The organism is Alienimonas californiensis (assembly GCF_007743815.1).
In the GTDB taxonomy this organism is placed as follows: domain Bacteria; phylum Planctomycetota; class Planctomycetia; order Planctomycetales; family Planctomycetaceae; genus Alienimonas; species Alienimonas californiensis.
On sequence record NZ_CP036265.1, the window covers coordinates 567,746 to 594,525 of the forward strand.

The 26,780-nt window shown below is 71.3% G+C and carries 19 protein-coding genes; 12 read left to right on the forward strand and 7 right to left on the reverse strand.

The window, feature by feature from the left end; all coding sequences use genetic code 11:
* Positions 1 to 156 precede the first annotated feature (156 nt).
* Both CA12_RS02260 and CA12_RS02265 read left to right on the forward strand, forming a co-directional pair.
* Positions 157 to 1,710 carry a sulfatase family protein gene (locus CA12_RS02260; RefSeq protein WP_145357174.1) on the forward strand — a complete coding sequence of 518 codons (1,554 nt, stop codon included), beginning with the start codon at positions 157 to 159 and terminating at the stop codon, positions 1,708 to 1,710.
* Between the two features lie 128 nt (positions 1,711 to 1,838).
* On the forward strand, positions 1,839 to 4,895 hold the full coding sequence (locus tag CA12_RS02265) for a c-type cytochrome (protein WP_145357176.1): 3,057 nt from the start codon (positions 1,839 to 1,841) through the stop codon (positions 4,893 to 4,895).
* 24 nt (positions 4,896 to 4,919) lie between these two features.
* On the opposite strand, the gene CA12_RS02270 is transcribed toward CA12_RS02265, so the two are convergent.
* Complete coding sequence (locus CA12_RS02270; RefSeq protein WP_145357179.1) at positions 4,920 to 5,192, reverse strand: hypothetical protein; 273 nt, start codon at positions 5,190 to 5,192, stop codon at positions 4,920 to 4,922.
* A gap of 165 nt (positions 5,193 to 5,357) precedes the next feature.
* Between CA12_RS02270 and CA12_RS02275 the strand changes: the two genes are divergently transcribed.
* From CA12_RS02275 to CA12_RS02290, 4 genes are all read left to right on the forward strand, one after another.
* On the forward strand, positions 5,358 to 6,707 hold the full coding sequence (locus CA12_RS02275) for an amylo-alpha-1,6-glucosidase (protein WP_145357180.1): 1,350 nt from the start codon (positions 5,358 to 5,360) through the stop codon (positions 6,705 to 6,707).
* A gap of 91 nt (positions 6,708 to 6,798) precedes the next feature.
* Positions 6,799 to 8,163: a cation:proton antiporter gene (locus tag CA12_RS02280; protein ID WP_145357182.1), complete on the forward strand. Its 1,365-nt coding sequence runs from the start codon at positions 6,799 to 6,801 to the stop codon at positions 8,161 to 8,163.
* A 110-nt stretch (positions 8,164 to 8,273) separates the two neighbouring features.
* Positions 8,274 to 9,701, forward strand: a complete 1,428-nt coding sequence (locus CA12_RS02285) for a glycosyltransferase (protein ID WP_145357184.1) — start codon at positions 8,274 to 8,276, stop codon at positions 9,699 to 9,701.
* Between the two features lie 41 nt (positions 9,702 to 9,742).
* Entirely contained in the window at positions 9,743 to 10,516 is a 774-nt protein-coding gene (locus CA12_RS02290; RefSeq protein WP_165700509.1) for an HAD-IIB family hydrolase, read from the forward strand.
* On the opposite strand, the gene CA12_RS02295 is transcribed toward CA12_RS02290, so the two are convergent.
* The 4 genes from CA12_RS02295 to CA12_RS02310 all read right to left on the reverse strand — a co-directional run bounded on the left by CA12_RS02295 (position 10,508) and on the right by CA12_RS02310 (position 15,159).
* Positions 10,508 to 11,674 carry a mechanosensitive ion channel family protein gene (locus CA12_RS02295; RefSeq protein ID WP_207622111.1) on the reverse strand — a complete coding sequence of 389 codons (1,167 nt, stop codon included), beginning with the start codon at positions 11,672 to 11,674 and terminating at the stop codon, positions 10,508 to 10,510. The genes CA12_RS02290 and CA12_RS02295 overlap by 9 nt on opposite strands.
* A 22-nt stretch (positions 11,675 to 11,696) precedes the next feature.
* Positions 11,697 to 13,076, reverse strand: coding sequence for a hypothetical protein (locus CA12_RS02300; protein WP_145357188.1), 1,380 nt, complete (start codon positions 13,074 to 13,076; stop codon positions 11,697 to 11,699).
* A gap of 144 nt (positions 13,077 to 13,220) precedes the next feature.
* Positions 13,221 to 14,021 carry a hypothetical protein gene (locus CA12_RS02305; RefSeq protein WP_145357190.1) on the reverse strand — a complete coding sequence of 267 codons (801 nt, stop codon included), beginning with the start codon at positions 14,019 to 14,021 and terminating at the stop codon, positions 13,221 to 13,223.
* An 85-nt stretch (positions 14,022 to 14,106) separates the two neighbouring features.
* Positions 14,107 to 15,159 carry a patatin-like phospholipase family protein gene (locus tag CA12_RS02310; RefSeq protein ID WP_145357192.1) on the reverse strand — a complete coding sequence of 351 codons (1,053 nt, stop codon included), beginning with the start codon at positions 15,157 to 15,159 and terminating at the stop codon, positions 14,107 to 14,109.
* A gap of 235 nt (positions 15,160 to 15,394) precedes the next feature.
* Here CA12_RS02310 and CA12_RS02315 point away from each other — a divergent pair, with 235 nt between their 5' ends.
* Together CA12_RS02315 and CA12_RS02320 are read left to right on the forward strand one after the other, a co-directional pair.
* A complete protein-coding gene (locus CA12_RS02315) occupies positions 15,395 to 16,915 on the forward strand; it encodes a hypothetical protein (RefSeq protein ID WP_145357194.1) in 1,521 nt (506 codons plus the stop codon).
* A 124-nt stretch (positions 16,916 to 17,039) separates the two neighbouring features.
* Complete coding sequence (locus tag CA12_RS02320) at positions 17,040 to 17,636, forward strand: DUF6702 family protein (RefSeq protein ID WP_145357196.1); 597 nt, start codon at positions 17,040 to 17,042, stop codon at positions 17,634 to 17,636.
* Here the strand turns inward: CA12_RS02320 and CA12_RS02325 are convergent.
* Positions 17,587 to 18,618 carry a rhomboid family intramembrane serine protease gene (locus CA12_RS02325; protein ID WP_145357198.1) on the reverse strand — a complete coding sequence of 344 codons (1,032 nt, stop codon included), beginning with the start codon at positions 18,616 to 18,618 and terminating at the stop codon, positions 17,587 to 17,589. The genes CA12_RS02320 and CA12_RS02325 overlap by 50 nt on opposite strands.
* A 301-nt stretch (positions 18,619 to 18,919) precedes the next feature.
* Between CA12_RS02325 and CA12_RS02330 the strand changes: the two genes are divergently transcribed.
* The 3 genes from CA12_RS02330 to CA12_RS02340 all read left to right on the forward strand — a co-directional run bounded on the left by CA12_RS02330 (position 18,920) and on the right by CA12_RS02340 (position 24,374).
* On the forward strand, positions 18,920 to 19,975 hold the full coding sequence (locus tag CA12_RS02330) for a MarR family winged helix-turn-helix transcriptional regulator (protein WP_145357200.1): 1,056 nt from the start codon (positions 18,920 to 18,922) through the stop codon (positions 19,973 to 19,975).
* Between the two features lie 91 nt (positions 19,976 to 20,066).
* Positions 20,067 to 23,153, forward strand: a complete 3,087-nt coding sequence (locus tag CA12_RS02335) for a TolC family protein (protein ID WP_145357202.1) — start codon at positions 20,067 to 20,069, stop codon at positions 23,151 to 23,153.
* A 99-nt stretch (positions 23,154 to 23,252) separates the two neighbouring features.
* Positions 23,253 to 24,374, forward strand: coding sequence for a DUF6807 family protein (locus CA12_RS02340; RefSeq protein ID WP_145357204.1), 1,122 nt, complete (start codon positions 23,253 to 23,255; stop codon positions 24,372 to 24,374).
* 12 nt (positions 24,375 to 24,386) lie between these two features.
* Here CA12_RS02340 and CA12_RS02345 read toward each other — a convergent pair whose 3' ends face one another.
* On the reverse strand, positions 24,387 to 25,706 hold the full coding sequence (locus CA12_RS02345) for a Gfo/Idh/MocA family protein (RefSeq protein WP_145357205.1): 1,320 nt from the start codon (positions 25,704 to 25,706) through the stop codon (positions 24,387 to 24,389).
* A 255-nt stretch (positions 25,707 to 25,961) separates the two neighbouring features.
* Between CA12_RS02345 and CA12_RS02350 the strand changes: the two genes are divergently transcribed.
* The gene (locus tag CA12_RS02350) at positions 25,962 to 26,777 is read left to right on the forward strand and encodes a phosphatase PAP2 family protein (RefSeq protein ID WP_145357206.1); all 816 of its coding nucleotides are present in this window, start codon (positions 25,962 to 25,964) and stop codon (positions 26,775 to 26,777) included.
* The last annotated feature ends 3 nt before the right edge of the window (positions 26,778 to 26,780 follow it).

Consider the following 26,780-nt stretch of genomic DNA (forward strand, 5'->3'; position numbering starts at 1 on the left):
GGCGGGGCGGGACCGCGCAACCGCGCGGCCCAAACAGTGTACGGGACGCCCGCGACAGCGTCACCCGCCCATCAACGCCCGTCGATCCAGCGGCGAACCGGGTCGGGACACGCTACAGTCCGGCCGCGTCCCGCCGAATTCGATCCTGCCTGGCCCATGCTCGTCCCCGCGCTGCTCGCCCTGTTGGCCCCGTGTGCGGGGGCCGCCGCGGACGACCCCCAGGCGAATCCGCCGGGGACGCCGAACGTGCTGATCCTGTACGCGGACGACCTCGGCTACGGCGACGTCGGGGCGACGAACCCGGCGTCGAAGATCCCCACGCCGCATCTCGACCGCCTCGCCGCGGAGGGACTGACGTTCACGGACGCCCATTCCTCCTCCGGCATCTGCACGCCCTCCCGCTACGCCCTGCTGACCGGCCGGCACCACTGGCGGGACTTTCACGGCATCGTGAATTCGTTCGGCGGATCGGTTTTTGAGGACGGGCAGGTCACGCTGGCGAGTCTGCTCAAAGAGAACGGCTATCGCACGGCCTGCATCGGCAAGTGGCACCTCGGCTGGGACTGGGAGGCGATCCGCAACCCGGCCGTCGGCCCCTTGGGCAAGGGTCGGCAAAAAGGGCTGCCGCCGGAGGCGTTCGATTGGTCGAAACCGATCCCCGGCGGGCCGCTGGCGGTCGGGTTCGACCGTTACTTCGGCGATACGGTGATTAATTTCCCGCCCTATGCCTGGATCGAGGACGATCGCGTCACGCAGGCCCCGACCGTGATGAAGGATGAGTCGACCTGGCCGCCGATTAAAGAGGGCAACTGGGAGTGCCGCCCCGGGCCTATGGTCGAGGGTTGGAACCCCTACGACGTGCTGCCGACGCTCGCCGACCGCGGCGTGCAGTACCTCCAGGAGCAGGCCGAGGCGGACGAGCCGTTCTTCCTGTACTTCGCCTTCCCCTCCCCGCACGCGCCGATCATTCCCAACGACAAGTTCGACGGCGCCTCGCAGGCCGGGCCGTACGGGGACTTCGTGCACGAGACCGATCACGTCGTCGGCCGGTTGCTGGCGGCGTTGGAGGAGAGCGGGCAGGCGGCGAACACGCTGGTCGTGTTCACCGCGGACAACGGCCCGGAACGCTACGCCTACGCCCGGGAACAGGCGTTCGACCACTGGTCCGCGGCGCCCTTCCGCGGGTTGAAGCGGGACATCCACGAGGGCGGGCATCACGTGCCGTTCTTCGTGCGGTGGCCCGGCGTGACGGAGCCGGGCGCGACGACGGACGCCCTCACCTCGCAGGTCGATCTGTTCGCCACGATCGCGGAGGCGACCGGCGCCGCCCTGCCGCCGAACGCGGCGGCGGCGGAGGGCGCCCGCTATCAGGATTCCGTTTCGCTCATGCCCGTGTTGAAAGGGGCGCCGACCTCCGGCCGGACGACCATCGTGCAGAACACCAACCCGAACGCCTACGCCTTCCGGCAGGGCGACCGGCTGCTGATCAACGCGAAGACCGGCCACCACAGCGGGGTTGATCCGAAATGGCTCGAGAAGCACGACACGCCGCGGGAACAGGGCGATGTGCATCTCTACAACCTCGCGGAGGACGTCGGTCAGCAGCGTGATCTGGCGGCGGAGCGGCCGGACGAGACGGCGGAGATGCAGGCCGCGTTGCAGCGGGCCCGCCGACCGATCCCGCGGGTTCTGACGCCGACGGGCCGCTGACGGAGCCGGCTTCGGGGCGGCGGACCCGTGCGACCATCGGTCCGCTTTGATCCGATCGGGGGTCCGTTAGACTGCCGCGTCCGGGCCGCGCCCGGATTCGCTTTCCTTCCCGCATTGCCCGTCCGCCCATGCTCGCCCCCGCGGTTTTACTGGTTCTCGCCCCGCTCGCGTTCGCGGCGCCCGCCGACGAACCCGCCCTGAAGGAATTGAGCGGGCCGAACGCCCAACCCCATTGGATCTGGGCGGACGGCCAAGTCACCAGCGGCCAAACGGTGCGGCTGCGGCGGGCGTTCCCTGGCGGCCCGCGGCCGAAATCCGCCACGTTGACGGTCTCCGCCGACAACGCGGCGACCGTCTGGATCGACGGCACCAAGGTGCTGGAAAATAAAGCCTGGGAGACCCCGAGCCGGGCGGACGTCACCGCGTTGGCGGGCGGCCGGTCGAAGGTGTTGTCCGTCGAAGCGAAGAACGCGGACGGGATCGCCGCGGTGCTGGTCGTGCTCGACCTGGAATACAACGACGGCACCAAGAAGCGGCTCGTCTCGGACAAGAGCTGGAAGGTCGCCCCCGCGGGCACGACCGGCGCCGGCTGGACGACGCCCGGCTTCGTCGGGGCGGAGGGCTGGGCGAACGCCAAGGACCTCGGCGCCTTGGGCGTGCAGCCGTGGGGGAACGTGCTGGACGGCAAAACCGCCGCCGCCCCCGGCGCCACCCCGGCGGAAGAGGTGGAGGTCGTCGACGGCTACGAAGTCGAACTGCTCTATTCGGTTCCGAAAGAGGAACAGGGCTCGTGGGTCAGCATGACCGTCGACCCGAAGGGCCGGCTGATCGTCTCCGACCAGTACGGCAAGCTGTACCGCGTCACCCCGCCGCCGGTCGGCCAGCCGGACGCCGAGATCGACGTGCACCCGATGGAGGTCGAGACCGGCATGGCCCACGGCCTGCTGTGCGCCTTCGATTCGCTGTACGTGATGGTCAACGACGGCGCCAACTCCGGCCTGTACCGGGCCAAGGACACGGACGGCGACGACCACTACGACGCCGTCGAAAAGCTCCAGTCCCTCAACGGCCGCGGCGAGCACGGCCCGCACGCCATGCGCGAGGGCGCCGACGGCCGGCTGTGGGTCATCGCCGGCAACGAGACGAAACTGCCGGAGGGCTACAACGAAGAAGAGTCCGCGGTGAAGAACTTCGCCGAGGACCTGCTCCTGCCCCGCAACCCGGACGGCAACGGCCACGCCACCGGACGGCTGGCCCCGGCGGGCTGGATCGGCAGCTGCAAACCGGACGGGACTGACTGGCGGATTCACGCCGCCGGCTTCCGCAACCCGTACGACATGGCCTTCAACGCCGCCGGCGAACTGTTCGCCTTCGACGCCGACATGGAATGGGACACCGGCACCCCCTGGTATCGGCCGACGCGGCTGAACCACGTCGTCCGCGGGGCGGAGTTCGGCTGGCGGTTCGGCACGGGCAAATGGCCGGACTACTACGCCGACAGCGTCGGCAGCGTGGTCGACCTCGGCCTGGGCAGCCCCACCGGCGTGGAGTTCGCCCGCGGCACGAACTTCCCCGACCCGGAGGCCCTGTTCCTCGCCGACTGGACCCACGGCCGGGTCTTCGAGGTGAACATGAAGCCGGTCGGCGCCACCTATGAAGCGACTTTCCGCACCTTCCTCTCCGGCCGACCGCTGCCGGTGACGGACCTGACGGCGAACCCGCACGACGGCAGCCTGTATATGACGACCGGCGGCCGGCGGACGCAGTCCGGACTGTATCGGATTCGATACACCGGCGACGCCGCCCCGACGGAGCCGAAAGTGGACGCCGTCGCCGAGGTCGCCCGCCGCACCCGGCACATGCTGGAACGCGGGATGACCGGGGAGCCGGTCGCCGTGGACGCCCTCTGGCCGCACCTCGGCTCGCGGGACCGGGCGATCCGCTACGCCGCCCGTGTGGCGCTGGAGCGGCACGACGTCGCCGAGTGGAAGGACGAGTTCGCCCACGAAACCCGTCCCAACGCGGTGATTCAGGGCGCCGTCGCCCTCGCCCGCACCGGCGAACAGGCGGACCGCAGCCTGCTGCTCGACAAGCTGAACGCCCTGAACTTCAGCCGCCTGACCACGGAGCAGGTCCTGGACGCGCTGCGGGCCTACCAGTTGGCCTTCATCCGCCTCGGCGGCCACCCCAGCGACGAACAGGCCGAAGCCCTCGCCCAGAAGCTGGTCGCCCTCGCCCCCAGCCCGGAGGAGAAGGTGAACCGGGAGACCGTGCGGCTGCTGACCTACCTGGCCTCGCACGATCCGATTCCGCCCAGCGCCCGCGGCGTCGTGGGGCTGGCGATGGGCCGGCTGCGGAACGTCTCCACGCAGGCCGACCAGATGTTCTACCCCTTCATGCTGCGGAACCTCACCGGCCAAAGCGCCCTGTGGACCGGGGACCAGTACGAGACCTTCTTCGGCTGGCTGAACCTGGCGGAGACCCAGTACCGCGGCGGGAACAGCTTTAAGAAGTTCGTCGCCCAGATCCGGAAGGACGCCGTCGACAAGCTGCCCGAGGGGGCGAAGACGAAGCTGGCCGCCGTGATCGACGCCCCGGCTCCGCCGGCGGACCTCGTCGAGGCGACCACCCGGCAGTTCGTGGCGAACTGGCAGATGCCGGACTTCGGCGACCCCAACGCCCAGATGGACGGCCGGAACCTCGACGCCGGCCGCAAGGCCTACGCGGCGGCGAAGTGCGCCCAGTGCCACCGCTTCGACGGCGAGGGCGGCTCCACCGGGCCGGACCTCACCGGCGTGGGCGGCCGCTTCGACGCCCGCTACCTGCTCGAAGCGATCCTCGAACCCAGCAAGGTCGTCTCCGACCAGTACAAGTCGGAGCTGATCCTCACCCAGGAGGGCCAGGTCTATAACGGCCGCGTGACCGCCGAGGAGGGCGATCACATCACCGTCCGCACCGACCCGTTCGGCGGGGCGACGGTGAACGTGCCGACCGCCTCGATCCTCGAACGGGCGCCGTCGGAGACTTCCGAGATGCCCAACGAACTGGTCAGCACGCTGGAGAAAAGCGAGATCCTGGACCTGATCGCCTACCTGCGGGAAGGCGCGCCGGAGACGACCAGCGCCGGCGCGACCGGCGACGGGGCGAACGGCGAGGGGCCGGTCAAAGCCGGCCCGACGCGGTAGAGACGCCGGCGGGTTCGTCGAACCTCAGCGGCCCGGACGCCCCCGGCGTTCGGGCCGTTTTGCGTTCGTCCGCTCGGCGTTGGCCGCGGCGGCCTTCCGCCCGTTCTGCCAGCGCATCAGCCAGGGGAACCAGATGATCGCCACGCCGACCCCGATGAGAATCGCCATCGCGCTGCCCAGCGGCTCCGCGGCTCGGTCCGCCTGCGAGGCGGACAGCGTCGCCAGGTAGGCCAGCCCCCCGCCGATCGCCAGCGCGATCAGGCCGACAGTGGCGAAGATTGAGGTTTTCGTGCTCATGGCAGGGGTCGGCGAGGCGACGAACCGGGACGGCGGGAACGGGACGATTCGAGCGTACGACGCGGCCGACGCCGTTCCAGCGTCGGGCGGTCTCTCGGCGACGGGCCTCCTCCCCGCTACCATCCCCCGCCGCCCCGACCGATTCTGCTTTCCAAAGCCCCGCCCGTGCCGGACGACTTCGCCCCCCGCCGCCCGCTGTTTCAGTCCGACGAGGACGCGACGCTCTCCCCGGAGGAAGTGGCCCTGCTGGAGGAGGGCTACGAGGCCGCCGTCGACGCCGTGCGGCGGAACGTCACCCCGGCCGGGTTCTCCGCCTGCTCCCTGACGGACAACACCGTCTACGGGACCGACGTGAACTACCGCAGCGTCTGGGCCCGGGACGGGGCGAAGACGATCTGCTGGACGCTGGACCTCGACCCCGAAGAGCACCCGGACATCGACGCCTGCCAGCGGGCGACGTTGGAGACGCTGTTGGGCCACACCGCCGAGAACGGTCACGTGCCCTGCAACGTGACGATCGACGACGGTCGGCCGGAGTTCACCGGGGTGGGCGGGATCGCCTCGATCGACGCCGGGCTGTGGGTCGTCATCGCCCTGCGGGCCTACTGCGCCGCCCGCAACGACTGGTCGCTGGCGGAGAAACACCGCGAGAAGCTGGCGACGATGATGGCGTGGCTCGCCGCCCAGGACAGCAACGGCGACGGCCTGCTGGAGATTCCCGAGGCCGGCGACTGGACCGACCTGTTCGCCCGCAACTACCACGTGCTGTACGACGAAGTGCTGTGGTTCCGCTGCCTGCGGTGCTACGGCGAGATTCTCGAGCGGTTCGGCGACGCCGACGGCGCCGAAAAATACCGCAACTGGGGCAAACGGGTCGGCGGGCTGATCCTCAAAAACTTCTGGCCCAGCACCTCTCGTGCGGAGCCGCCGGAGGACCCCAACCCCCTGCACAACGTGCCGCTGCCCAGTTTCGCCGACGCCCAGTTCGCCCTGGGCGACGCGCGGTATCTGGTCGCGGAGGTCTCCCCGTTCGCCTTTAGTTGGCGCTGCGACGTCTACGCCAACCTGCTGGCATATATCACCGGCCTGGTCGATAAAGACCGCGCCCTGATGACCTTCCGCTTCCTGTGGGGCGTGGGCGTCTCCGACCCCTGGCCGGTGGAGAACCTTTACCCCGTCGTGCAGAGCGGCGACCGGGAGTGGAAGGACTATTTCACCGTCAACCTGCTCAACCTCCCACACCACTACCACAACGGCGGGATCTGGCCGTTCGTGGGCGGGCTGTGGTGCCGATATATCCATAAGCTCGGCATGAAGGACCTGGCGAAACGGGAACTCGTCAAGCTGGCCGAGTGCTGCAAACTGGGCGTGGGTCGGGAGTGGGAGTTCAACGAATGGCACCACGGCCAGACCGGCCGGCCGATGGGCAAGGCCTATCAGGCCTGGAGCGCCGCCAGCTTCGTGAAGGCCTGTCACTCCCTGCACGTCGACCCGGAACACGCCACCCTGACGTGAGCGGGAACACGAGGGGAAAGAGGCGAGGCGTCAGTAAATCCGCATCGCCCCCGTCGCTGACGCCTTACGCCGTTCTCCTCGCCCCTCCCCCATGCTCACCGAACACGTCCTCTGGTATATCGTCGTCGGGCTGCTGACGGCGTCGATGGGTCTGCTCGCCCCGTTGCTGAAGCGGCCGTGGATCTCCGCGCCGCAATTGCACATGGCGGCGGGGTTGGGGATCGGCCCGCTGGGGCTGGGGCTGATCTCGCTGGAGTGGACCCGCGACGTGGCGCTGTTGGAGGTGCTCAGCGAGGTCGCCGTGATCGTCTCGCTGTACGCGGCGGGAATGAAAATGCGGCTGCCCATTCGGGACCGCCGGTGGATCACCCCCGTGGTGTTGGCCTCGCTGACGATGATCGCCACCGTCGCGCTGGTCACGGGGATCGGCAACGTGATGCTGAGCCTGCCCTTCTCCGCGGCGCTGCTGCTGGCCGCCGTGCTGGCCCCCACCGACCCGGTGCTGGCGGACGAGGTGCAGTTGGAGGACGCCGAGGACTACGACCGCCTCCGCCTCGCCCTCACCGGGGAGGCCGGCTTCAACGACGGCACCGCCTTCCCCCTCGTGCTGCTGGCCGTCGGCCTGATCGGCCAGATCATCGACAAGGAACTGCACCCGCTGGGCGAGGGGCTGTGGCGCTGGCTGGCGGTGGACTGCCTGTGGAAGATCGGCGGCGGGCTGGTCTTCGGCGTCCTCGCCGGTCGGGCGTTCGGCTGGCTGATCCTGCTCTGTCGCAAGCGGCTGAAGCCGGGCCCCGGCGCCGAGGAACTGCTCACCCTGGGTCTGATCGGGCTGACCTACGGGCTGGCGTTGCTGATCGACACCTACGCCTTCCTCGCCGTGTTCGCCGGCGCCGTGGCGCTGCGGGGGCTGGAGATGAACCAGCCGGAAACCGCCGACGGCCCCGGACCGGCGGAGGGCACGGAGGACACGCCGCCCGAACAGGAACTGGTCCGCGAGCAGACCCGCGTGGCGGACGCGCTGGAGCGGGTCGTGCAGCTCTTTCTGGCGGTGGTGATCGGGCTGCTGCTTTCCCCGGCCCGCGTCACCGACTGGCGGGCGTGGCTGTTCGCCGCGGCGGTGCTGTTCGCGGCCCGGCCGCTCGCGGTCTACGCGACGACCTGGTTCTGCGACCTCACCGGCCCGCAGCGCGGATTGACCGCTTGGTTCGGCATCCGGGGGATCGGCACGATCTATTACCTCTCGCACGCCTTCGGGCTGGGCATTTCCGAAGCGCTGCCGGACACCTCCGACTTCCTGGCGAATTGCGCGATCCTCACGATCGCCGCCAGCGTGCTGCTGCACGGCTTCACCGCGACCCCGCTAATGAACTGGTACTCCCGGCGCCACGCCGACGCCCCCGACGATCACCGCGGGGACGACCCGGGCAGGGACGACCCGGGCGGGCGGGGCTGAGCTTCCCCGAAGCTCATCCCCGGCGGCGCCATCAGGAACGGCCCCTGTCGCGCCGGATGCGGAGCCAGTAGGGTCGGCCCTGTTCTTTCCTCGAACGAGCAGCGCCTCCGATGGCCGCCCGCGCGCAAAAGCGCATTTTAATGATCTCCACCCACGGCTACGTCGCCGCGGAGCCCGAATTCGGCAAGCCGGACACCGGCGGACAGGTCGTTTACGTGCTGGAGTTGTCCAAGCACCTCGCCCGCCTGGGTTATCAAGTCGATATCGCCACCCGGCGATTTGAAGATCAGCCCGCGATCGAAGAGGTGGACGAACGCGTCCGCGTGCTGCGATTCGCCTGCGGCGGAAACGATTTCATTCCGAAGGAAATTCTGTGCAACCACATCCCCGAATGGGTGCAGAACGCCGCCGCTTACTTTGCGGAAGAGGGACTGACCTACCAGTTCATTAACTCCCACTACTGGGACGCCGGGCTCGCGGGACAGGCCCTGAGCAACCGGCTCGCCGTGCCGCACCTGTTCACGCCGCACAGCATCGGGGCGTGGAAGCAGTCGCAGATGGACGGCGACCCGGCGGAGCTGGAAAAGAAATACAACTTCGCCCACCGCATCCGCGAGGAGAAGACGGTCTTCGACGAGTGCGACGTCGTGATCGCCACCACCGGTCAGCAATACGACCTGATTACCGGCCACGATTACGACACCCCGCCCGGCAAGGTCGCCGTCATCCCCCCGGGTTACGACGACACCCGCTTCTTCCCCGTCTCCCGGGCCTCCCGCAACGCGCTGAAGGAAGAGTACGACGCCAGCGGCCCCACGGTGATGGCTCTGGGTCGGCTGGCCCGCAATAAGGGCTACGACCTGCTGCTCAAGGCGATGCCCGCGGTGTTCGACCGGGTGAAGGACGCCAAGCTGATCCTCGCCGTCGGCTCGGACGAATTGAACGAGCAGGAAAAGGAGCTCCAGGCCGAACTGGAGGAGATCGCCGCGGACCTCGGCATCGAAGACCGCGTCGAGTTCCGCGGTTACGTGCCGGACGATCAGCTCGCGGATTATTACCGCATCGCGGACGTCTTCGCCCTGTGCAGCCGGTACGAACCCTTCGGCATGACCGCCGTCGAGGCGATGGCCGTCGGCACCCCCACGGTCGTCACCACCGAGGGCGGCCTGTGGCCGCTGCTGGTCTGGGGCCTCGAAGCCCTTTACGCCAACCCGTTCGATCCCGACGCCTACGGCCACGCCATCGCCCAGATCCTCACCCACGAGCGGGTCAGCGATCAGTTGGCGAAGTACGGTTCGCAGAAGGCCCGGGCGAAGTTCACTTGGACCGGCGTCGCCCAGCAGGTCCTGAACCTGCTGGATCAGGTCGACGACCCTGCGGAGCAGGAAACCGCCGCCTCCGTGGGGCTGGGCAAATACGCCGCCGCGGCGCCGCCGCTGCTCGCCACGGAGACGACCGACCGCGAGCGGCCGGGAGCGGGCGCCTCCCCCGTCGAGGCCGCCATGCCAGCGGAGCCGGTGCTGGAGGCGATCGCGTGAGCGGCGCAGGCCCCGCCCCTGACAATGCCCACGCTCCCCGGTTGGACTGGCTGCTGATTTCCGACGTGGACGGCACCCTGCTGGGGCCGGACCACGCCGACGCCGCCAGCGCCGACGCGGCCGCCCTCCGCGACTTCGCGGCGTTCTATACGGAACGCCGCGAACGGGGGGAGTTGGGGCTGGTCCTCAGCAGCGGGCGGTTCGCCGCCAGCGTGCTGGAGAGCGTCGCCGCCACCGATCTGCCCACCCCCGACGCCGTCATCGGCGGCGTCGGCACGGAGATCTTCGTTCGGGATCACCTCGGCGAGTTCCCCGAACCGTTGGCCGATTGGCCGGCGACGTTCGAGAACTGGGACGGCGAGGCCGTCCGCTACGCCCTCGCCGTCGTCCCGCGGCTGATCGTCCAGCCGGAGAAGTTCCAGTCGGACTATAAAGCGAGCTACTACCTGCCGCGGGCCAGGCCGGGGGAGTTGGAAATGATCGAACGCCGCGTGCAGGACGCCGGCGTGGCGGCCCGGATCGTCTATAGCTCCGCCCGGGACCTCGACGTGCTGCCGGTCGCGGCGGACAAGGGGAACGCGGCGGTGTTCCTGTCCGAATGGTTCGGCGTGCCGCCGGAGCGGGTGATCGTCGCCGGGGACAGCGGCAACGACGCGGCGATGTTCCGCGGGGACTTCCGCGGCGTCGCCGTCGCCAATGCCCTGCCGGAGTTGCTCAACCACGATCACCCCCACCTGCACAAAGCGACCGGCGTCGCCGCCGCCGGCGTGCGGGAGGGGCTGGAACGCTGGTTCGGCCAAACGGCGTCAGGCTAGCGCCGGCGCCGACGCCGGGGCGGCGGCCTCGACGCCGCCGGCCTCGGCGACGGCCTGTTTGCCGCGGACCGTCAGGTCGCTGATGAACGCGAACTGATCCCGCATGTCGAACGGGTACGCCTTGACTTTATAATGCGTGCCCCAGGGGGTTTGCGCCAACATCACGACGGCGGACTGCTCGTAGCCGAGGTAGGCGCTGGTCAGGGCCACGTCCGTCAGCGCCGCCCGCACGCGTTCGGCGTCGTGATCGGGAGCGAGGTAAAAGTCCGCCACGCACATCAGCGTGCGGGCGCCGTCGTTGGAGTTGGCGACGTTCTCCGTCCAGATCGTCGAGTGCGGCACGAACACGGCGTCGTCCGCGGGGGTCCGCAGGGCCACGGTTCGCAGGCCGACGCCCATCACCTCCCCGTAATGATCGCCCAGCTTCACCCAGTCGCCGGGGCGGTAGGGCTTCTCGAATACGGCGACGATGCCGGCGATCAGACTGCTGACGTAGTCTTTGAAGGCGAAGCCGATGGCGACGCTCGCCGCCCCGGCGACGAACAGCACGTTCTCCCGGGTGACAATGAAGATAATTCTTCCGACCCACAGGATCGCCAGCGTGAGCAGCCCCAACCGGGCGATCGGCACCAGTCCCAGCAGCGTGAGCCGCAACTGGCTGGGACCGCGGTCGGCCAGATAGGGCAGCGTCTTGCGGATCAGCCAGATCGCCAGCCAGGTGCCGGCGACGATCAGCCCGATCTGCAGGAAGCTGATGTCCTGAAAATCGTTCAGCAGGCGAACGGTCTTTTCCGCCCCCTCCCCCGCGGTGGTTCCCGCGGCGTCTTTGACAGTGTCGACGGCGTCCGCCACGCCCTCCGCGGAGTCTTCGACGGCGTCCGCCACGCCCTCCGCGGAGTCTTCGACGGCGTTCGCCACGCCCTCCGCGGAGTCTTCGGCGGCGTTCGCAGCGGCGGTGGACAGGTCGTCCGCCGCATCCGTTTCCCCGGCACCCTCGGACGCGACGGCGTTCTCGGCCTTCGCCCCGTTGGGGGGCGGCGCGTCCCCCGGGGGGGCGTCCGGCTCGGGCGGCGCCGGCGGCGCCGGGGTCGGGGACGAAGCGGCCGACGGTTCGTCCTCCGCCGGTTCGGCGGACGAGTTCTGAGCGTGGGGAATCACGGCGTCCACCAGAGAACGGCCATCAAAGCGTGTCCAACGGAAAGCCGGACGCGGACAGACCGGCGCGGACCGAGGGGTACGCCGCCGGGGCGCAGGCCACCCGGTTCCCGGACCGACTGACGAACCCCGCCCCCGCCAGCGCCGACAGCACCCCCGCCCCGCCGCACTGCAACGCCGGCAGGGTGGCGAACAGTTCCGCCTCGGTCAGCGGGCCGTGAATGAGGAGCGACTGCAGCATCAGCAGGGCGTCCGGCTCGTGCCGCGCGGGCAAGGTGAACTCTTCCAGCGCGGCGACCCACAGCGTCTGCCGCTCCGGGTCGTCGGGGGGCGAGGCAGACTCGTCGGCCCCGTTCGCGGCGGCCCCGTTGCCGGCGGCGGCGTCCTGTTCCGCCTGCCGATGTGAAAGGTTTTCCGAGCGAAGGCTGCGGCGCCACAGGTCCCACGCCACCCAGGGCACCCCCAAGCTGCGGGCGGCGAGCGTGCGGTAATAGTTCGTCGCCGCCCCGTTCGGCGCGTCTCCGTTCGACGCGTCCTCCTGTTCTCCCTGCTTCAAGACGTGGCCGCCCGTGGCGGACAGGCGGAAGGAGACCGGATCCGACGAACCGTCGGCGGCCATCTCCCGAAACCATTCGGACAACCGTTCGGCGTCGAAGGCGACGAACGTGCGGCCGGCGGGCAGCACGAGGTGGGCGTCCACGGCGATCTTCAGAAACGCCCACGCCCAACTATTACAGCCGATCACGACCCGGCGGTCCGCTCGGTCGATCGCCTTTAACAACGTCCGCACCGGTTCGAGCCCGTTGTGGCGACGCAGGAACCAACGCTCCAACCGCGGCACGACCAATGGACGGGCGTCCGCCTCGGCCCCGCGTTCGCTCCCCGCGGGCTCGCGCCCCGCCGGCTCGTCGTCGCGGGGCTGGGGGCGCAGGTCCGGCGGGCGCGAGGTGGGGGCGGTGAAGCCGCCCTTGCCGTCGCGGGGCGGCGGGGCGAGCACGTCCAGGCCATGCCGCTTCGCCCAGGCCGCGAGCAGCCCCTCCTCGTCGCCGTCGCCGTCGCCGGGCGGGAGCACGATCAGTTGCAGCCGGGGCACGAACGGGTCCGGCGGGCCCGTGGCCCAGTCCGTGAGGGCGGCGTCCAGTTCCCGCCGCAACGGGTCGCAGGACGGCCGGGCCCGGCCGGGGGCGAAGCCGCCGTCGGTCGCCCGTTGCAGCCGGTCCTCCGCAATCAGCGGGGCGGACTCCTCCACGGCTACAAAGACCTGTCTGAGCCGCGACCACCAAGACCGCACCGCATCGTCCGCGGGCATCGCGGGATAGGCGTACTCGCCCAGCGATCGGAACGGCGCCGGAGCGGGGGCCGTGTCCTCAGCGGGGGAATCCGGCGGGGGGCGGTCGACGGGCATGGGGCACGCAAACCGTAATCCCCCCGCCGCCCCCCCGCCGCTCCGTTCCCGCCGCGAACGCGTCCCGCGGCCCTTCCTCCGGCCGGCCGGTACGGTCGCATCAGTTCGCCGCCCGTCCATATTGCCGCCCCGCCCGTGCGCCCGTCACTTCGCCAGCGGGCGCCAGCCGTGGGCGGCGAGTTGTTCGTCCAAATACGCCTTCACCTCCGGCTCCAGCTCGAACCCCGCGGCGCTGGGCGGCTGGCCGAGCGCCCGCCGCATCGCGTTGTGCATCAGGTAGCGGCCGGGGCCGTGGTTCATGTGAATCGCGTCGCGGCCCACGTCGTCCAGCGATTTGAACGGGCCGCGGCCGGCTTCAATGTCCTCGTGCAGGGCGTACAGCAGTTCGTAACAGTTCGTCGTACGAATCTCCCGGCCGGGCAGCGCCGTGCGGAGTTTCTTCAAGACGGCGTCGAAATAGGCGGGGCTGGGCTGCATCGGGCCGTCGGCGTCGTTCGCCTCGTAGGCGGCGGCGAACTTCGCCAGGTGCGTCCAGGCGGTGTGCAGCACGACGACGGCGTCCGGCTGCTGCGCGGCGAACTCCGCGATGATCGCCGCGTCCTCCGCCGGCGTCGTGCCGTGGTGCGGCTGGACGGAGAGAAAATCGTAATCCCCCTCCGCCAGCGCCTGCGGCCAGGGGGTCGAGCTCTGCACGCAGTGCCCGTCGGGGTTCTCGCGGATGAACGTCAGGTTCTTGCCGCAGTAGATGTGCCACTGGACGAGCCCGGCGTCCGTCCCGTCCAGCCGGCTGGGCAGCGTGTCCGCGGTCAGGCTGTTGCCGATGAGGTAAACCCGCGGCCCGGCCTGCTTCGCGGGCTCTTCGCCGGCGGGTTCCTGAGCGAAGCCAGCGGGCGCCGCGAGCAGCGCGGCGGCGAGTCCAAACAGCGACAGACGGGCGAACGACATCGGGGCGTTTCATCGGGGAGCGGGCGGGCAGCGCCGACCTTGCCGCGTCGGCCGCGGTCCCGTCAACGAACTGTGGATCGCCCCCTCACACAGCGGCCGAGGCAGCGGGGAAGAACCGGGCGATCGCTTCGTCCCCCACCTCCGCGGCGGCGGCTTCGCCCAGGTCGAACAGGGCTTCCAGCTTGTCGGCAGCATCCAGCCGCCAGGTGACGTCCGGCAGGTCGAAGTTCACTCCCATCAGGCGGTCGCCGAGGAAGAACTCCGCCGGCAACTCCGTGCCCTGCTGCATGCTGTGGCCCATCACGTCCGCGATATGCCGGGCCCAGTACAGGCTGCCGGCGTCCGCCCCCGGCGGGCTGAGGGAGTAGGTCGCCCGGCCGGTGCCCAGGGAGAGCACCTCGATCCCGGTCACGTCGACCGCCTTCTCATAGTCCGAGCGGCGATCGTGCGCGGCGTCCTCCAGACCGGCGGCGCCGCTGGTGAGGGCGACGGCCTCCGCGACCGCCAGCACCGTCGGGTTGTTCGCCCACACGCCACCGTCGCAGTAGGCCTCGCCGTCGATCACCTTGTGCGGGAAATAGGTCGGCGCCGCGGTCGCGGCGACCAGCAGGTCCACGAGCTTTAATTCCCGCTGACAGCCCCGCCCCCCCGGCAGGTGTCCGGTCCGGAACAGGTGGATGCGGCCCCGCGACAGGTTCACCGCCGGCACGATCAGCCGGGCGGCGTCCAGTTCGCCCAGCGTGCGGTCGCCGAAGGCGGTGACGAAGGCGTCGGCGAGGTGAAACGGGCAGTACCGGGCCCGGAACAGTTCGTCCATCGGCATGCCGGTCTTCTGCCAGAACAGCCGACTCGCCAGCGGATACAGCGGCCGCACGCTGGTGCGGGGACGGAAGGGCTCGCGGGCGTGAAAAATCTCCGGCCCCTGCTCCCGATAGAACTGCACGAGCCGTTGGGCCGTGAGGCCGGACGCCAACCCGCAGGCGAGGATGCCCCCGGTGCTGGTCCCGGCCAGCAGGTCGAAGTGGGCCGCCAGCGGCTTGCCGTTCGCCGGGACGACTCGCCGCTCCAGCGCCGCCAGAAAGCCGGCGCCGAACGCCCCGCGGAGGCCGCCGCCGTCGAGGGAGAGGATGCGAAACATCGGCGGCGGGCTGGGGCGGTTCAGAACGGCGGGCGAACCGCGTCCAAGCGACCCGCGGCCGCGAATCGTTATAGCGGCGGGGCGCCGTCACGACCGCCGCGTCGGGCCGCGGGATTACGGCTGCGTCGGAAGGGGGGCGGGTTCGGGGTGTCGCGGGGCGGGGCGAGCGGCATGATGGGGGCGTCCGCCCCGCCTCGTGGGGCGTCCGCCCCCCGTTCGTCCCCGTCGTCCGTCAATGTTCGACCCGCCGTTCCCCCCGGATCGCACCCCGCCCCATCGGCTGCGGTGCGACGTCGCCGTGCTGGGCGCCGGGTTCGGCGGCAGCCTGATCGCCTGCTGCCTGCGGGCCTGCGGCCGCAGCGTGGCGCTGATCGACTCCGGCCGACTGCCGCGGTTCGCGCTGGGGGAGACGCTCACGCCGTACGCCGCCGCCCTGCTGACGGCGCTGGCGGAGCGCTACCGCCTGAACTGGCTCCCCCCCCTGCTGGACCCGGCGGACGGGGACCGCGGCGGCCCCGGAGTGCGGTCCGGCCGCCACCGCGGGACCGTGTGGGCGCCCGTCGGCCCGGTCGGGGGGAACGGCGGCGGCGAGGAGGCCGGCGCCCCGCTGATCGTGCCCGCCGTCGGCCTCGGCGGCGCCCTCTGGCACCGGGGGGACGTGGACGCCTTCGCCGCCGCCCGGGCCGTCGCCGCGGACGCGGTCTTTTTCGATCGCACCGCCCTGCACTCCGCCGAACGCCGCTCCGGGGGCGGCTACCTGCTGACCGGAACCCGCGACGAACGGGGCGTCGCCCCCGCCGGCTTCGTGCACAAACCCGACAGCCCGGTGCGGATCGAGGCGGACTTTCTGATCGACGCGGGCCCCCCCGGCGGGACGGGGCGAACCGATGGGGACGCCGGCCTCGCCGGTCTGCTGGGGCTGCCGGACGGGCTTTCCACCCTCGCCTCCCGCACGCGACTGACGTTCGCCCACCTCAGCGCGCTGGACCCGCCGAACCTGCCGATCGCCGACCAGAACGACCCCGCGGACGAAGCGATCGTGCACCACGTCTTCGCGGACGGCTGGTACCGCGAGCTGCGGTTCGCGGACGGCACCGCCAGCGTGGCCCGCTCCGGCCTGTTTGAGGAGCCTGTTCCGGGCGTCGCCGGGGCGAACGGCGACGGTTCGAACGGCGCTTGGGCGGACCCGTTCCGGCTGGTCGGCTGGGGCGGGCTGGCGGAGCGGCACGGGCGGTCGGTGCACGCGGCGCCGGAGACCGGGCCGTGCTCCCCGGGCCGGTTCCAACGCCGCGTCGGCCGCGTCGCCGGGGCGGACTACGCCCTGCTGCCCGCCGCCGCCGCCGCGATCGACCCGCTGCACGACACCGACCTGACCCACACCGCCGCCGCCGTGCTGCGGCTGGGCGACCTGCTGGACTCCCACTGGGGCCGCCCCTCGCAGGCCGCGGCGCTGGAGCGTTACGCCGCCACGCTGGACCGGGAACTGACCCGGATCGACGGCCTCGCGGCGCCGGCCTACGCGGCGCTGGGCGATTGGGAGACGTTCCGCCTGGCCGTCCAACTGCACGACGCGGCGGCCGCCGATCTCTCGGCGGACGAGGAGGGCGGCGAGTTCCTGCTGGCCGAGAACGCCGACTTCACCGCCGCGGCGAGCGATTTCGCCGCGGGCGTGGGCCGCCGGAGCGCCGCCGAACTCGCCGCCGCCCTGCGGGCCCGCCTGCCGCACGCCGCCGACCGCTTCGGCGTCTCGGCCTGATCGTTCCGTGGCGCCCCGGTTCGCCGCCGCCGAGAGGCGGCGCGGCGCGAGGAGTCGGGCACACGCCGCCTCTCGGCGGCGGCGACCCCCGACACTCTGGTCGGAACCCGATTAAACTGCGGGCATGCCCGCCCGCCTGATTCTCGCCGCCTGCTGTTCCCTCCTCGCCGGGGCCGTGCATCCCCAGCACGTTACGCTGGCGGAGGCGGAGTGGAACCCGCAGAGCCAGTCCCTCGAAGTCGCCCTGCGGATCACGCCGGCCCAGTTGGAGGAGGTCGTCGAACGCCACGCCGGACGGTCGGTCGATCTGGACGCCGAGGCCTCCGACGCCGCCGTCGCCGCCTGGCTGCGGACCGCCTTTGTCGTCACCCCGCCGGACCCGGACCCGACCGACGACGAAGCCCCCGCCCCGGCGCCGCTGAAGTACGTGGGGAAAGAGGTCGGGATCAGCGTCGGCTGGGTCTACTTCGAGGTCCCCCTGCCCGGCGGCTGGGAGGGCGTGACGGTGTCGGACCGGGTGCGGCTGAACGTCGAACCGGCTCAGCACAACACGCTGGTCCTGTCCGTGACCCGGCCCAGCCCGGACGGCACGTCGCGGAAGGAGCGGGCCAGCTACACCTTCGACCGCCGCACGCCGGCCCACATGCTGTGGGCGGCGGACCTGGAGCCGCTCAAGAAGTCAGCGACCGACGGGGCCGCCCCTCCCGCTTCGCCGAGATGAACCCGGCGGCGAAGCCCAGCGCCAGCCCGGAGAAGTGGGCCACGTTGGCGACGGCGATGATGCTGCCCGACAGGCACAGCACCAGGAACGCCAGCATAAAGAAGGTCGAATTGGTCGACAGCGTGGTCAGCGGCCGCCCGCCGCGTTTGCGGCCGACCTCGAAGCCGAACAGCGCCACCGCCACCCCGCTGAAGCCGCCGAAGCGGGGGCTGGGCTCGAAATCGAACAGCCCCAGGATGGGCAGGCCGAACCGCATATCGGCGTAGTACTCCGCGACGTTTGACAGTGCCGCGACCGCCAACACGCCCAGCAGGAACCGCCACCAGCCGAAGCGGCCCTCCAGGATCGCTCCCAGGCCGACCAGCCAGCTCATGTTGAAGGCGAGGTGAATCGGGTTGGCGTGCAGCAGCGCCGGCGTGAACACCCGCCAGACCTCCCCCTGGGCGAGCGTTTCGCCGAGGGTGTCGAACTGAAGCCGCACCCAGCCCGGCCGCACGGGGACGATGCTGTGTTCCGTGATCCAGAGCCAGTGGATCAGCGGTTCCTGGCGGCTCCACAGGCTCCAGGGGTCGTCCATCCCGCCCCAACCGAACAGGGCGACGACGACGCAGGCCCCGATCAACCCCGCACAGACCGGCGCCCGCTTCCACAGCGGGGCCCCGCTGGCGGCGTCGCGAAACGTGTCCCGGCCGCGATGCACCCGTTTGGCGGCGGCCTTCCGCTCCTTCTCCGCCGCGGCCCGCAGACGGTCCGCCTGTTTCGAGGCGGCGGCGAACCGCTCGGCATTAGGGTCGTCGAGGAACGCGGCGAGCGTCGCCTTCGCGGCCGGCATGTCGTCCTCCTCCACCACCCAGACGGCGGCCTCCCCGGCGCCGGGGCCGACCGACTCGTTCGGGCGGAACTGGGCGGCCACGCCCTCGGCGACCAGGACGTCCGTCAGTCGGGCGGCGCGTTCGGGCGGGAGTTCGACAAGCAGGCGCAACGCGACGAGACGGATTTGGGGACGGGGCGAACGGGCGGGTCACTGTACCCGCCGCCGACGACGCTCGCCCGGCCCGCACGCCTGCCGCGGAAACGGCCCGCACAGCCGAGGCGGAAACTGAAGGGGTTCGGGGGCGAATCCGGCTCCGTCGACAGAATCGGCAAAGTCGCCTCATGCCGCGTGACCGAACGGTCGATACCGGGTGTGCGGGCGGTTCGCGCCCCCACCAACCCCGATCGCTCCGGCCCCTTCGGTCGGGCGCCCACGATCGGCCGACTTCGAGGACGAGCGAAAGTCCCCCATGCCGCCCGCGACCCCCAACGATCACGCCGCCTCCACTTCCGGCGGTCACGTCGAACATCCGCCGGTCTCCGCCGCTGCCCGGGCCGCGGCGCCGCCGCACCCGCCGCGGCCGGTCACCGTGCCGCCCGCCAGCCTGTCCGGGAAACCGGCCTCGCCGGTCCCGGCGTTCAGCCGGCCCTCCGGGGCGGTGACCTCCCTGCCGGCGAACAGCCCGCAGGCCTCCTACTTCACCGGGCCGGCGGTCGCCGCCGTCACCGCCGGCCGCGGGGCGGTCGTCAGCGGCTCGCCCTACAGCTCCGGGCAATACTACTCCGGCTCGAACGCCTCCCAGGGCGAACGGGTGGAGCACCCCCCGGTGGTGCCCTTCGCCCGTCCGGCGGCTCCGGCGCCGCAGGCGGCCCGGCCGGCTCAGCCCGCCTACGCCGCCCGCCCCGAAGGCCCGGCGACGATCCCGGCGGAGCACCGCTTCGCCTCCCAGCCGAGCCACGCCGCCCCGACGAGCCCGACCGGCCCGCGGGAGGAATACGCTCAGATCGCCGGGAGCATCGGCCCGACCCAGGAGGTTCCCGCCCCGGACCTCTCCCCGGCCGACGCCGCCGCCAATCGCGTGCTGGACACGCTGATGAAGCTCGGCCACCGGGTGCGGGGCGTGCTCGACGCCCGGTTCGCCGGGATGAAGATGACCGACGCCCGCTACATGGCCCTGCGGGTCGTGCAGGACAGCGCCCCGGAAGGCTGCACCCAGGCGAAGCTCGCCGCGGCGCTGGGCCAGTGCGAGAGCAGCGTCTCCACGCTGGTGGAGCGGATGCGGACCGGCAAGCTGGTCTACCGCCTGCACCCCAAGAGCGACCGTCGCAAACGGGTGCTGCTGCTGACCGACGCCGGCCGCGAAGCCCTCGAACACGCCGAAGCCGCCCGGGCCGAGGCCGCCAAGGAACTGTGCATCGCTCTCTCCCACGAGGAGCGGGACGGTCTGTGCGACGCCCTCAGCTGCCTGCTGGAAGGCGTGCAGCAGACCGACGCCGACGCCGGCCGACGCCGCAAAGTCGCCTGAGCGACTCTTTTCGACTCATTCCAGAGAGTCTCCGGGGATCATCTGACTCCCGGAGACTCTTTTGTTGTCCGCCCCCTGCCGCGCCCGCCGCATGTTCCGCCGCCGTGACCGCCGCCGGTTTGCGTGCTCCCCGGGCGTTCCCGCCACGGGCGTTTCCGCCACGGGGCGGCGGGCCTGCGGGTTCGTCCTGCTGGCGGCGACGGTCTGCCTGCCGATCGGCTGCGGCAAGGCGTTCTGGCGTCAGAACGCCGACGCCGAGGCTTACGGGCTGGCCTGGGAGAAGAGCCAGGACCCCCGCTGGGCCCCGCCGAGGCTGGACATTATCCCCGACCCCCGCAGCCGGTTCTTCGATCCGAACCACCCGGACTGCGAACCCGTCCCGCCGGACGATCCCGCCGCCAACCGCTTTATGGATCGCATGGGCGATTTCGGGCGGATCAAGGGGGACGACGACTGGCACGAGACCTACGGCTACACGCCGTTCATCGAAAACCCGCTGTGGCTGGAGCGGTTCGGCCTGACGCGGGCCGGTCTGAACGCCGCCTGGGCCGCCCGCGGTTCCAGCGACGGCGGCGAAGGCGGCGTGCAGCGGGCGAGTTTCCAGACCGGACTGATCGATCTGGACGACACCGCCCCGCTGCGGCGCCCGTCGGAGCAGAACCTCGCCGTGCCTGGCGCCGCGCTCGGCGGCGGGCCGCTCGACGCCGGCGACGCAGCGGCCAGTCTCGTCCCCGATGAGGGCGAGTTCGCCGGCCTGGAGCCGACCGAGGACGTCGGCGGGTCCGATCTGGACGCCGGCAACCCGTTCCTCCCGGCGGTGCACGACCTCACCCTGCCGGGGGCGATCGAACTAGCGTACATTCATAATCGGGAATACCAGACCGTCTTGGAGGACGTCTATCTGGCGGCGCTGGCCCTGTCCTTCGAGCGGTTCCGCTTCGACGTGCGGTTCCTCGGCCTCGGCGGGAACCCGCCGGGGGTCACGTTCCGGGACGAATACCTGCGGCGCCCGCAGTCGGACACCAGCTCGATCACCACGAACGTCGGCGTCTCCCGGTTGCTGCCGGCCGGCGGACAGTGGGCCGTCGAGCTGACGAACAACACGCTGTACGTGTTCGGCGGCGGGGCGGACAGCGCCAGCGCCAGCCTGATCAGCTACTCGCTCGTCCAGCCGCTGCTGCGCGGCGCCGGGCGGAAGATCACGTTGGAGGCCCTGACTCAGTCGGAGCGGAACCTGCTGTACGCGGTCCGCGATCTGGCCCGGTTCCGCAAGGTCTTCTTCGCGGACGCCGCCACCGCCGGGCCCGGCGGTGGGTACCTCGGGCTGCTCACCCAGGTGCAGACGATTAATAACCTGCGGGACAACATTCGCCGCACGGAGCAGTTGCTCGAACTGCGCCGCGAACTGGACCGGCAACGGCCCAGCGTGTTCACCGTCCCGCTGGCCCGGCTGCCGGAGGGGGCGATCGACGCCCTCGACCCGGCGCTGCTGGACCGCCCCGTCGGCGAGGCGGAGAACCCCGGCGAGGCGCCGCCCACCGTGCGGGACCGCCTGCTGGCCGGCGAGCCGCTCCAGGTGCGCCTGCCCTTCGCCGGGGCGTTGAACGGCGTGGCCCGGTACGACGCCGGGCTGGGGCTGCTCCAGGTCGTCGGCGATCTGACCGCGGAGGAAGAAGCGGCGCTGCTGGCCCTCTCGGAGGACCCGCTGTTCCGCGACGCCGCCGCGGACGTGGTCACGCAGATCCGCACCGACCCGATCACGCTGGCCGCCGCCCAGCTGGAGAGCAACCTCGTCAACCTCATTACCCAGTTGCGACAGGCCGAAGCCTCCCTGCAGGACGATCTGGACAGCTACAAGCTGTACCTCGGCCTGCCGCCGGACATGGTCGTCACGTTGGACGAATCCTTCCTGGAGCCGTTCCAACTGATCGACGCGGACCTGACGGCCAACGAACGGGTCGTGGAGGAGTTCGTGCAGGAATGGGCCGCCCTGAACCTGATCGGGTCGGAGCAGGAGAACCTCGCCGCGGCGGAGGCGATCCCCGCGGCGGCGATCGCCGAGGTCGTCCGCGGCCTGGCGGAGTTGAACGAGCGGACCCGGGTCGTGGTGCGGGACCTGGCGGAAAACGACCTGGCGAACGTCCGCAGCTTCGAGGAGCAGCGCCTCAGCGAACTGGACGAATTGCAGCAGGCCCGGTTCAGCCGCGACCTCGACCGCGACGCCCGCACGCTGGACACGCTGCTCCGCGGCCTCGACCGCCGGGCGGACGAACTGGCGCAGGTCCTCGAGGAGCTGAACGCCCCGGACGTGACGGCCCGCACGAAGGTGCGGGCGGCGAACCTCGTCGGCCTGCTCCGGCAGGATCTGTTGCGGGACGCCCGCGGGGCGGAGGTCGTGCAAACGGGCCTGCGGGTGGAACAGCTCGCGCTCAACCCGTTCGACATGCCGCTGGAGGCCGCCGTGCAACTGGCGCTGGAGAACCGGCTGGACCTGATGAACCAGCGGGCCGCCGTCACGGACGCCCGCCGGCAACTGGAACTGGCCGCGAACGCGCTGCAGGGCGTGTTGAACCTCGTCGCCGAGGGCAACGTCCGCACCCAGCCGCTGTTCAACGCCGACGGCAGCACGAACCCGCTGGACTTCCGCGTCGACGACAGCGACTTCAACGTCGGGGTGGAGTTCGACACCCCGCTGGACCGCGTGCAGGAACGCAACGCCTACCGGGCGGCGCTGATCGATTACCAGCGCGCCCGCCGGGACTTCATCGCCGCCGAGGACACTGTCCGGGCGGACGTCCGCACCGCCTGGCGGCAGCTCGCGGTGCTCAAACAGAACTTCGAGACGACCCGGCAGGCGGTCCGCATCGCCGCGGTGCAGTTCGACAACGCCGTTGAACAACAATTCGCCCCCACTGGCGGCGGCGGCAGCCGGAACAACAGCCAGTTCGACCTGCTCAACGCCCTGAGCAGCCTGCTGGGCAGCTCCAACGACCTGATCTCCAACTTCGTGAACTACGAGCGGGCCCGCGTGGCGATTTATCGGGACACCGGCCTGATGGTCGTCGGCCCGGAGGGGCTGTGGCGGGACGAGTTCTATCTGCAGGACGAACTCCGCGTGATCACGCCCGGCCGGGGAGCCCCGGAGTCGCTAGAGCCCGAGATCGTGCCCTCGGAGTAAGGGCGGCGGTAGGCGGGAACGGCCCGTCGCGGCGGCGGTTGCGGGGCGGGAGCGGGGCGCGGCACCCTGCCCCGTCCCGTTTCGCTTTGCGAGTTCCCGATGCACGCCGTCCTCCTGGTCGCCGCCGTCCTCGCCGGCCCGCCGGCCCCCGTTGACGATCCGGGGGACGCCCCGCAGGTCGCCGACCCCTCCGCGGCGTACGTGCAGCTTGAACCGCTGCCGGGGGAGGCGGTGTCGTTTCGGGTGAACGGCGTGGAGGCGACCCGCTGGCACACGGGCACGACGATCGGGCGGGCGTCCTTCTACCCCCTGACGGCGCCGACCGACGCCCCAGCCGCCGGCTCGCTGGTGCGGATGGGGCACCCGGGCGCCCCCAACCACAGCCATCACCGCGGCGTCTGGTTCGCCCACCAGGACGTGAACGGCCGGAACTTCTGGGAGGACGACCCGGCCGTCACGGTTCGGCAGACCGACTGGCTCGCCCTGGAAAGCGGGCGCGGCGAGGGCCGCATGGCCTGCCGCCTCGCCTGGGTCGGCGCCGACGGCCGTACGGCGCTGACGCAGGACCTCGTCGCCGCCCTGCGTCCCCTCGGAGCCACGCTGGCGGACGGCTACGAGTTGGAACTGCACCTCACCCTCCGGCCGGGCGACGACGGGCCCGGCAACGACGGGCCGGTCACGCTGGGGCAGACGAACTTCGGGCTGCTCGGCGTGCGGGTCGCCGAGAGCCTGTCCGAACATTTCGGCGCCGGCCGACTCACCGACGACGCCGGCCGCACGGGGGAGCCGGCGATCTTCGGCAACGCCGCCCGCTGGGTGGACTACAGCGGCCCCGTGCCCGTCGGCCAAGGCGAGGCCTTCCGGTTCGAACCTCACGGCCTGACCGTGTTCGATCACCCCGCCAACCGCGCCGCCGGCGTTGCGGAAGGCGACGAGACCGGCGGCGAACCGGTCGAAGGGGAACCGGTCCGCTGGCACGTGCGGGCGGACGGTTGGATCGGCCCGTCGCTCTGCCGGGAGGCGCCCCGCGAAGTCAGCGCGGAGGAGCCGCTCGCCCTGCGATACCTGTTGCACGCGCATCCCGGCCCCTACGCGGCGGAGGTCGCCGCGGCCCGGTACGAGGCGTTCCTCGCCCGTCCGCCGCTGGGGGTCCGCAAGTCCTCCCGACCGCACACAGCCTTCGAGATCGTCCGTCAAGGAGACGGCGAACCGGGCGACTGATCGGAGCGGCGGTCAGGCCGGCCGGGCGGGGTTCCAACCCTCGGCGTACTCGCGGTCCCACAGGGCCGACGCCTCCTCGTCGTGGAGGATGCGTCCGGTGGCCGGGTCGCAGGTCAGCCGGCGGCCGACCCGGTGGGCGATGTTGCCGAGGTGGCAGGGCAGCGTGCTGCGGTGAGCGACGTCCGCCGGGGCGTGCAGCAGGCCGGGATCGTCCGCCCGGATCGCGGCGACGAAGTTCGCGGCGTGGGCGGCTTCCATCTCGCCGAAGTCCGAGTTGGCGCTGCGATGGGTCTCCTTGCCCTGCCGGTCGAACGACCGGTAGCCGCCGGAGGTCAGCTGCACCGAACCGTTCGTGCCGTGGAACGTCACGCCGAAGCCGTCGCCCATCAGCCCGAGTTTGTTGCAGGACAGGCCCTCCCACGTCATCTGCTTGCCGCCGGGGAAGGTCCAGGCGCACTGGGCGGTGTCCGGGGTCTGCTGGTCGTCGTCCCAGGCGTAGCGGCCGGCCGTGCAGACGACGGAGTCCGGGAACTCCGCGTCCAACCCCCACCGGGCCAAGTCCAGGGCGTGCACGCCGTTGTTCCCCAGCTCGCCGTTGCCGTAGTCCCAGAACCAGTGCCAGTTATAGGGGATCATCCCGGCACGGTACGGCGCCCGCGGGACCGGCCCCTGCCACAGGTCGTAGTCCAGCGAGGGCGGCGGCTCGGTCGGGGCGTCCAGGTTCACCGGGCCGCGGCCGTTGGCGTACCAGCCGCGGGCCAGATAGACGTCGCCGATCTCCCCGCCGCGGACCAGGTCCATCCCTTCGAGAATCAGCGGGGCGCTGCGGCGCTGCGTGCCGTGCTGCACGCACAGTCCGGTCCTCTTCGCGGCGGCCTCCAGCCGTTCCCCCTCGGCGGGGGTGTGGGAACAGGGCTTCTCCACATAGACGTGCTTGCCGGCCTCCAGGGCCAGCAGGGCGGCGGGGGTGTGCCAGAAGTTCGGCGCCGCGACCAGCAGGGCGTCGATCGACGGGTCGGCGAGGACCTCCCGCACGTCCGTCGCGGAACTCGGGGCGGCGCCGGACAGGGCCGTCACCTCCTTCATCGCCCGGTTGAGCCGACCGGCGTCCACGTCGCACAGCGCGGCGACCGTTACGTTCGGCAGCCCGGAGAACGTCTTCGCCAGCGATAGGCCGCGCCCCAGCCCCATCACCGCGACCCGCACCGGCCGGTCGCCGGGGGAGGCCGCATCTCCCTCGTCCCGGGCCGCCGCGGGGACGGCCAGCGACGCGCCGGCGGCCGCCGCGGAGGAGGTTTGCACGAACTGGCGGCGGGAGAGCGGCGGCGTCATCGGACCGGCGGGCGAACGGAGGGAGCGAGGAGCTGAGGGGGCGGCGGGCGCCGCTCCCGACCGTACGGAATTCGCCGCACGCCGTCGCCCGCTCCCGGAGGCGCCGGGCCTTCGCGATCCTCCGCCCCGGCGACGGCGAACCGGCCGGGGATCAAGCGAAGCTGGGGCCGGCCCCCGTGACGTTCGGTCGCTGCGCGTCGCGGCGTCGGTCGGCTAACCTGCTCCGCCCCGAATCGTTCCGGAGCCGCCTGAATCATGTGGAAACGCCTGCGAGTCACGTGGTTCCGAGCCGTCCGCTGGGTGTTCCTGCACGAACTCGCCACCGTGCTGCTGGTGTTGGGCGTGGGGGCCGGCACGTTCGGGTTCATTGAACTGGCGGACGCCGTGACCGACGGCGAAAGCACCGCGGTCGACCGCACCGTGCTGCTGGCCCTCCGCAATCCCGACGACCACGCCGACCCGATCGGCCCGCACTGGTTCGAGGAGATGGCCCGGGACGTGACCGCGATCGGCAGCGTCGCGGTTCTGTCGCTGTTCTCGATCGCGGCGCTGGGGCACCTGGCGATGATCGGCCGGCGCAAGCTGGCGGCGGCGACGCTCGTGGCGATCGTCCTCGGCACGCTCGTCAGTTGGCTGATGAAGGTCGGTTTCGACCGCCCCCGGCCGGACCTCGTCCCGCACGAAACGCAGGTGTTCACCCGCAGTTTTCCTAGCGGGCACTCGGCGATGTCCGCGGTGGTGTTCCTCACCCTGGGCTGGCTGGCGGCCCGGGCCCAGCCTACGAAAAAGGGCAAGATCTCCTTCGTGCTGGGAGCGACGCTGCTCACCCTGCTGATCGGTTCCAGCCGGGTCTATCTGGGCGTGCACTGGCCCACGGACGTGCTGGCCGGCTGGACGTTCGGCGCCACCTGGGCCGCCGCCAGCTGGCTGGCCCTCCGCTGGATCGACCGCTCCCCCCACGTCGACCTGGACGAGGAAGAAGCGGACGAGGACGTCATCCTGGCGGACAAGACCGGCCCGACGGCCGACGGCGCCCGGTCGAACGAAGCCGGTTCCGGCATGAAGGGTTGAGCG

What these genes read in the sequence shown, in the direction of transcription:
- CA12_RS02260 (WP_145357174.1), top strand. Translation starts at nt 157, where the DNA reads ATGCTCGTCCCCGCGCTGCTCGCCCTGTTGGCCCCGTGTGCGGGGGCC.
- CA12_RS02265 (WP_145357176.1), top strand. Translation starts at nt 1,839, where the DNA reads ATGCTCGCCCCCGCGGTTTTACTGGTTCTCGCCCCGCTCGCGTTCGCG.
- CA12_RS02270 (WP_145357179.1), bottom strand. Translation starts at nt 5,192, where the DNA reads ATGAGCACGAAAACCTCAATCTTCGCCACTGTCGGCCTGATCGCGCTG.
- CA12_RS02280 (WP_145357182.1), top strand. Translation starts at nt 6,799, where the DNA reads ATGCTCACCGAACACGTCCTCTGGTATATCGTCGTCGGGCTGCTGACG.
- CA12_RS02285 (WP_145357184.1), top strand. Translation starts at nt 8,274, where the DNA reads ATGGCCGCCCGCGCGCAAAAGCGCATTTTAATGATCTCCACCCACGGC.
- CA12_RS02300 (WP_145357188.1), bottom strand. Translation starts at nt 13,076, where the DNA reads ATGCCCGTCGACCGCCCCCCGCCGGATTCCCCCGCTGAGGACACGGCC.
- CA12_RS02305 (WP_145357190.1), bottom strand. Translation starts at nt 14,021, where the DNA reads ATGTCGTTCGCCCGTCTGTCGCTGTTTGGACTCGCCGCCGCGCTGCTC.
- CA12_RS02310 (WP_145357192.1), bottom strand. Translation starts at nt 15,159, where the DNA reads ATGTTTCGCATCCTCTCCCTCGACGGCGGCGGCCTCCGCGGGGCGTTC.
- CA12_RS02315 (WP_145357194.1), top strand. Translation starts at nt 15,395, where the DNA reads ATGTTCGACCCGCCGTTCCCCCCGGATCGCACCCCGCCCCATCGGCTG.
- CA12_RS02320 (WP_145357196.1), top strand. Translation starts at nt 17,040, where the DNA reads ATGCCCGCCCGCCTGATTCTCGCCGCCTGCTGTTCCCTCCTCGCCGGG.
- CA12_RS02330 (WP_145357200.1), top strand. Translation starts at nt 18,920, where the DNA reads ATGCCGCCCGCGACCCCCAACGATCACGCCGCCTCCACTTCCGGCGGT.
- CA12_RS02335 (WP_145357202.1), top strand. Translation starts at nt 20,067, where the DNA reads ATGTTCCGCCGCCGTGACCGCCGCCGGTTTGCGTGCTCCCCGGGCGTT.
- CA12_RS02340 (WP_145357204.1), top strand. Translation starts at nt 23,253, where the DNA reads ATGCACGCCGTCCTCCTGGTCGCCGCCGTCCTCGCCGGCCCGCCGGCC.
- CA12_RS02345 (WP_145357205.1), bottom strand. Translation starts at nt 25,706, where the DNA reads ATGACGCCGCCGCTCTCCCGCCGCCAGTTCGTGCAAACCTCCTCCGCG.
- CA12_RS02350 (WP_145357206.1), top strand. Translation starts at nt 25,962, where the DNA reads ATGTGGAAACGCCTGCGAGTCACGTGGTTCCGAGCCGTCCGCTGGGTG.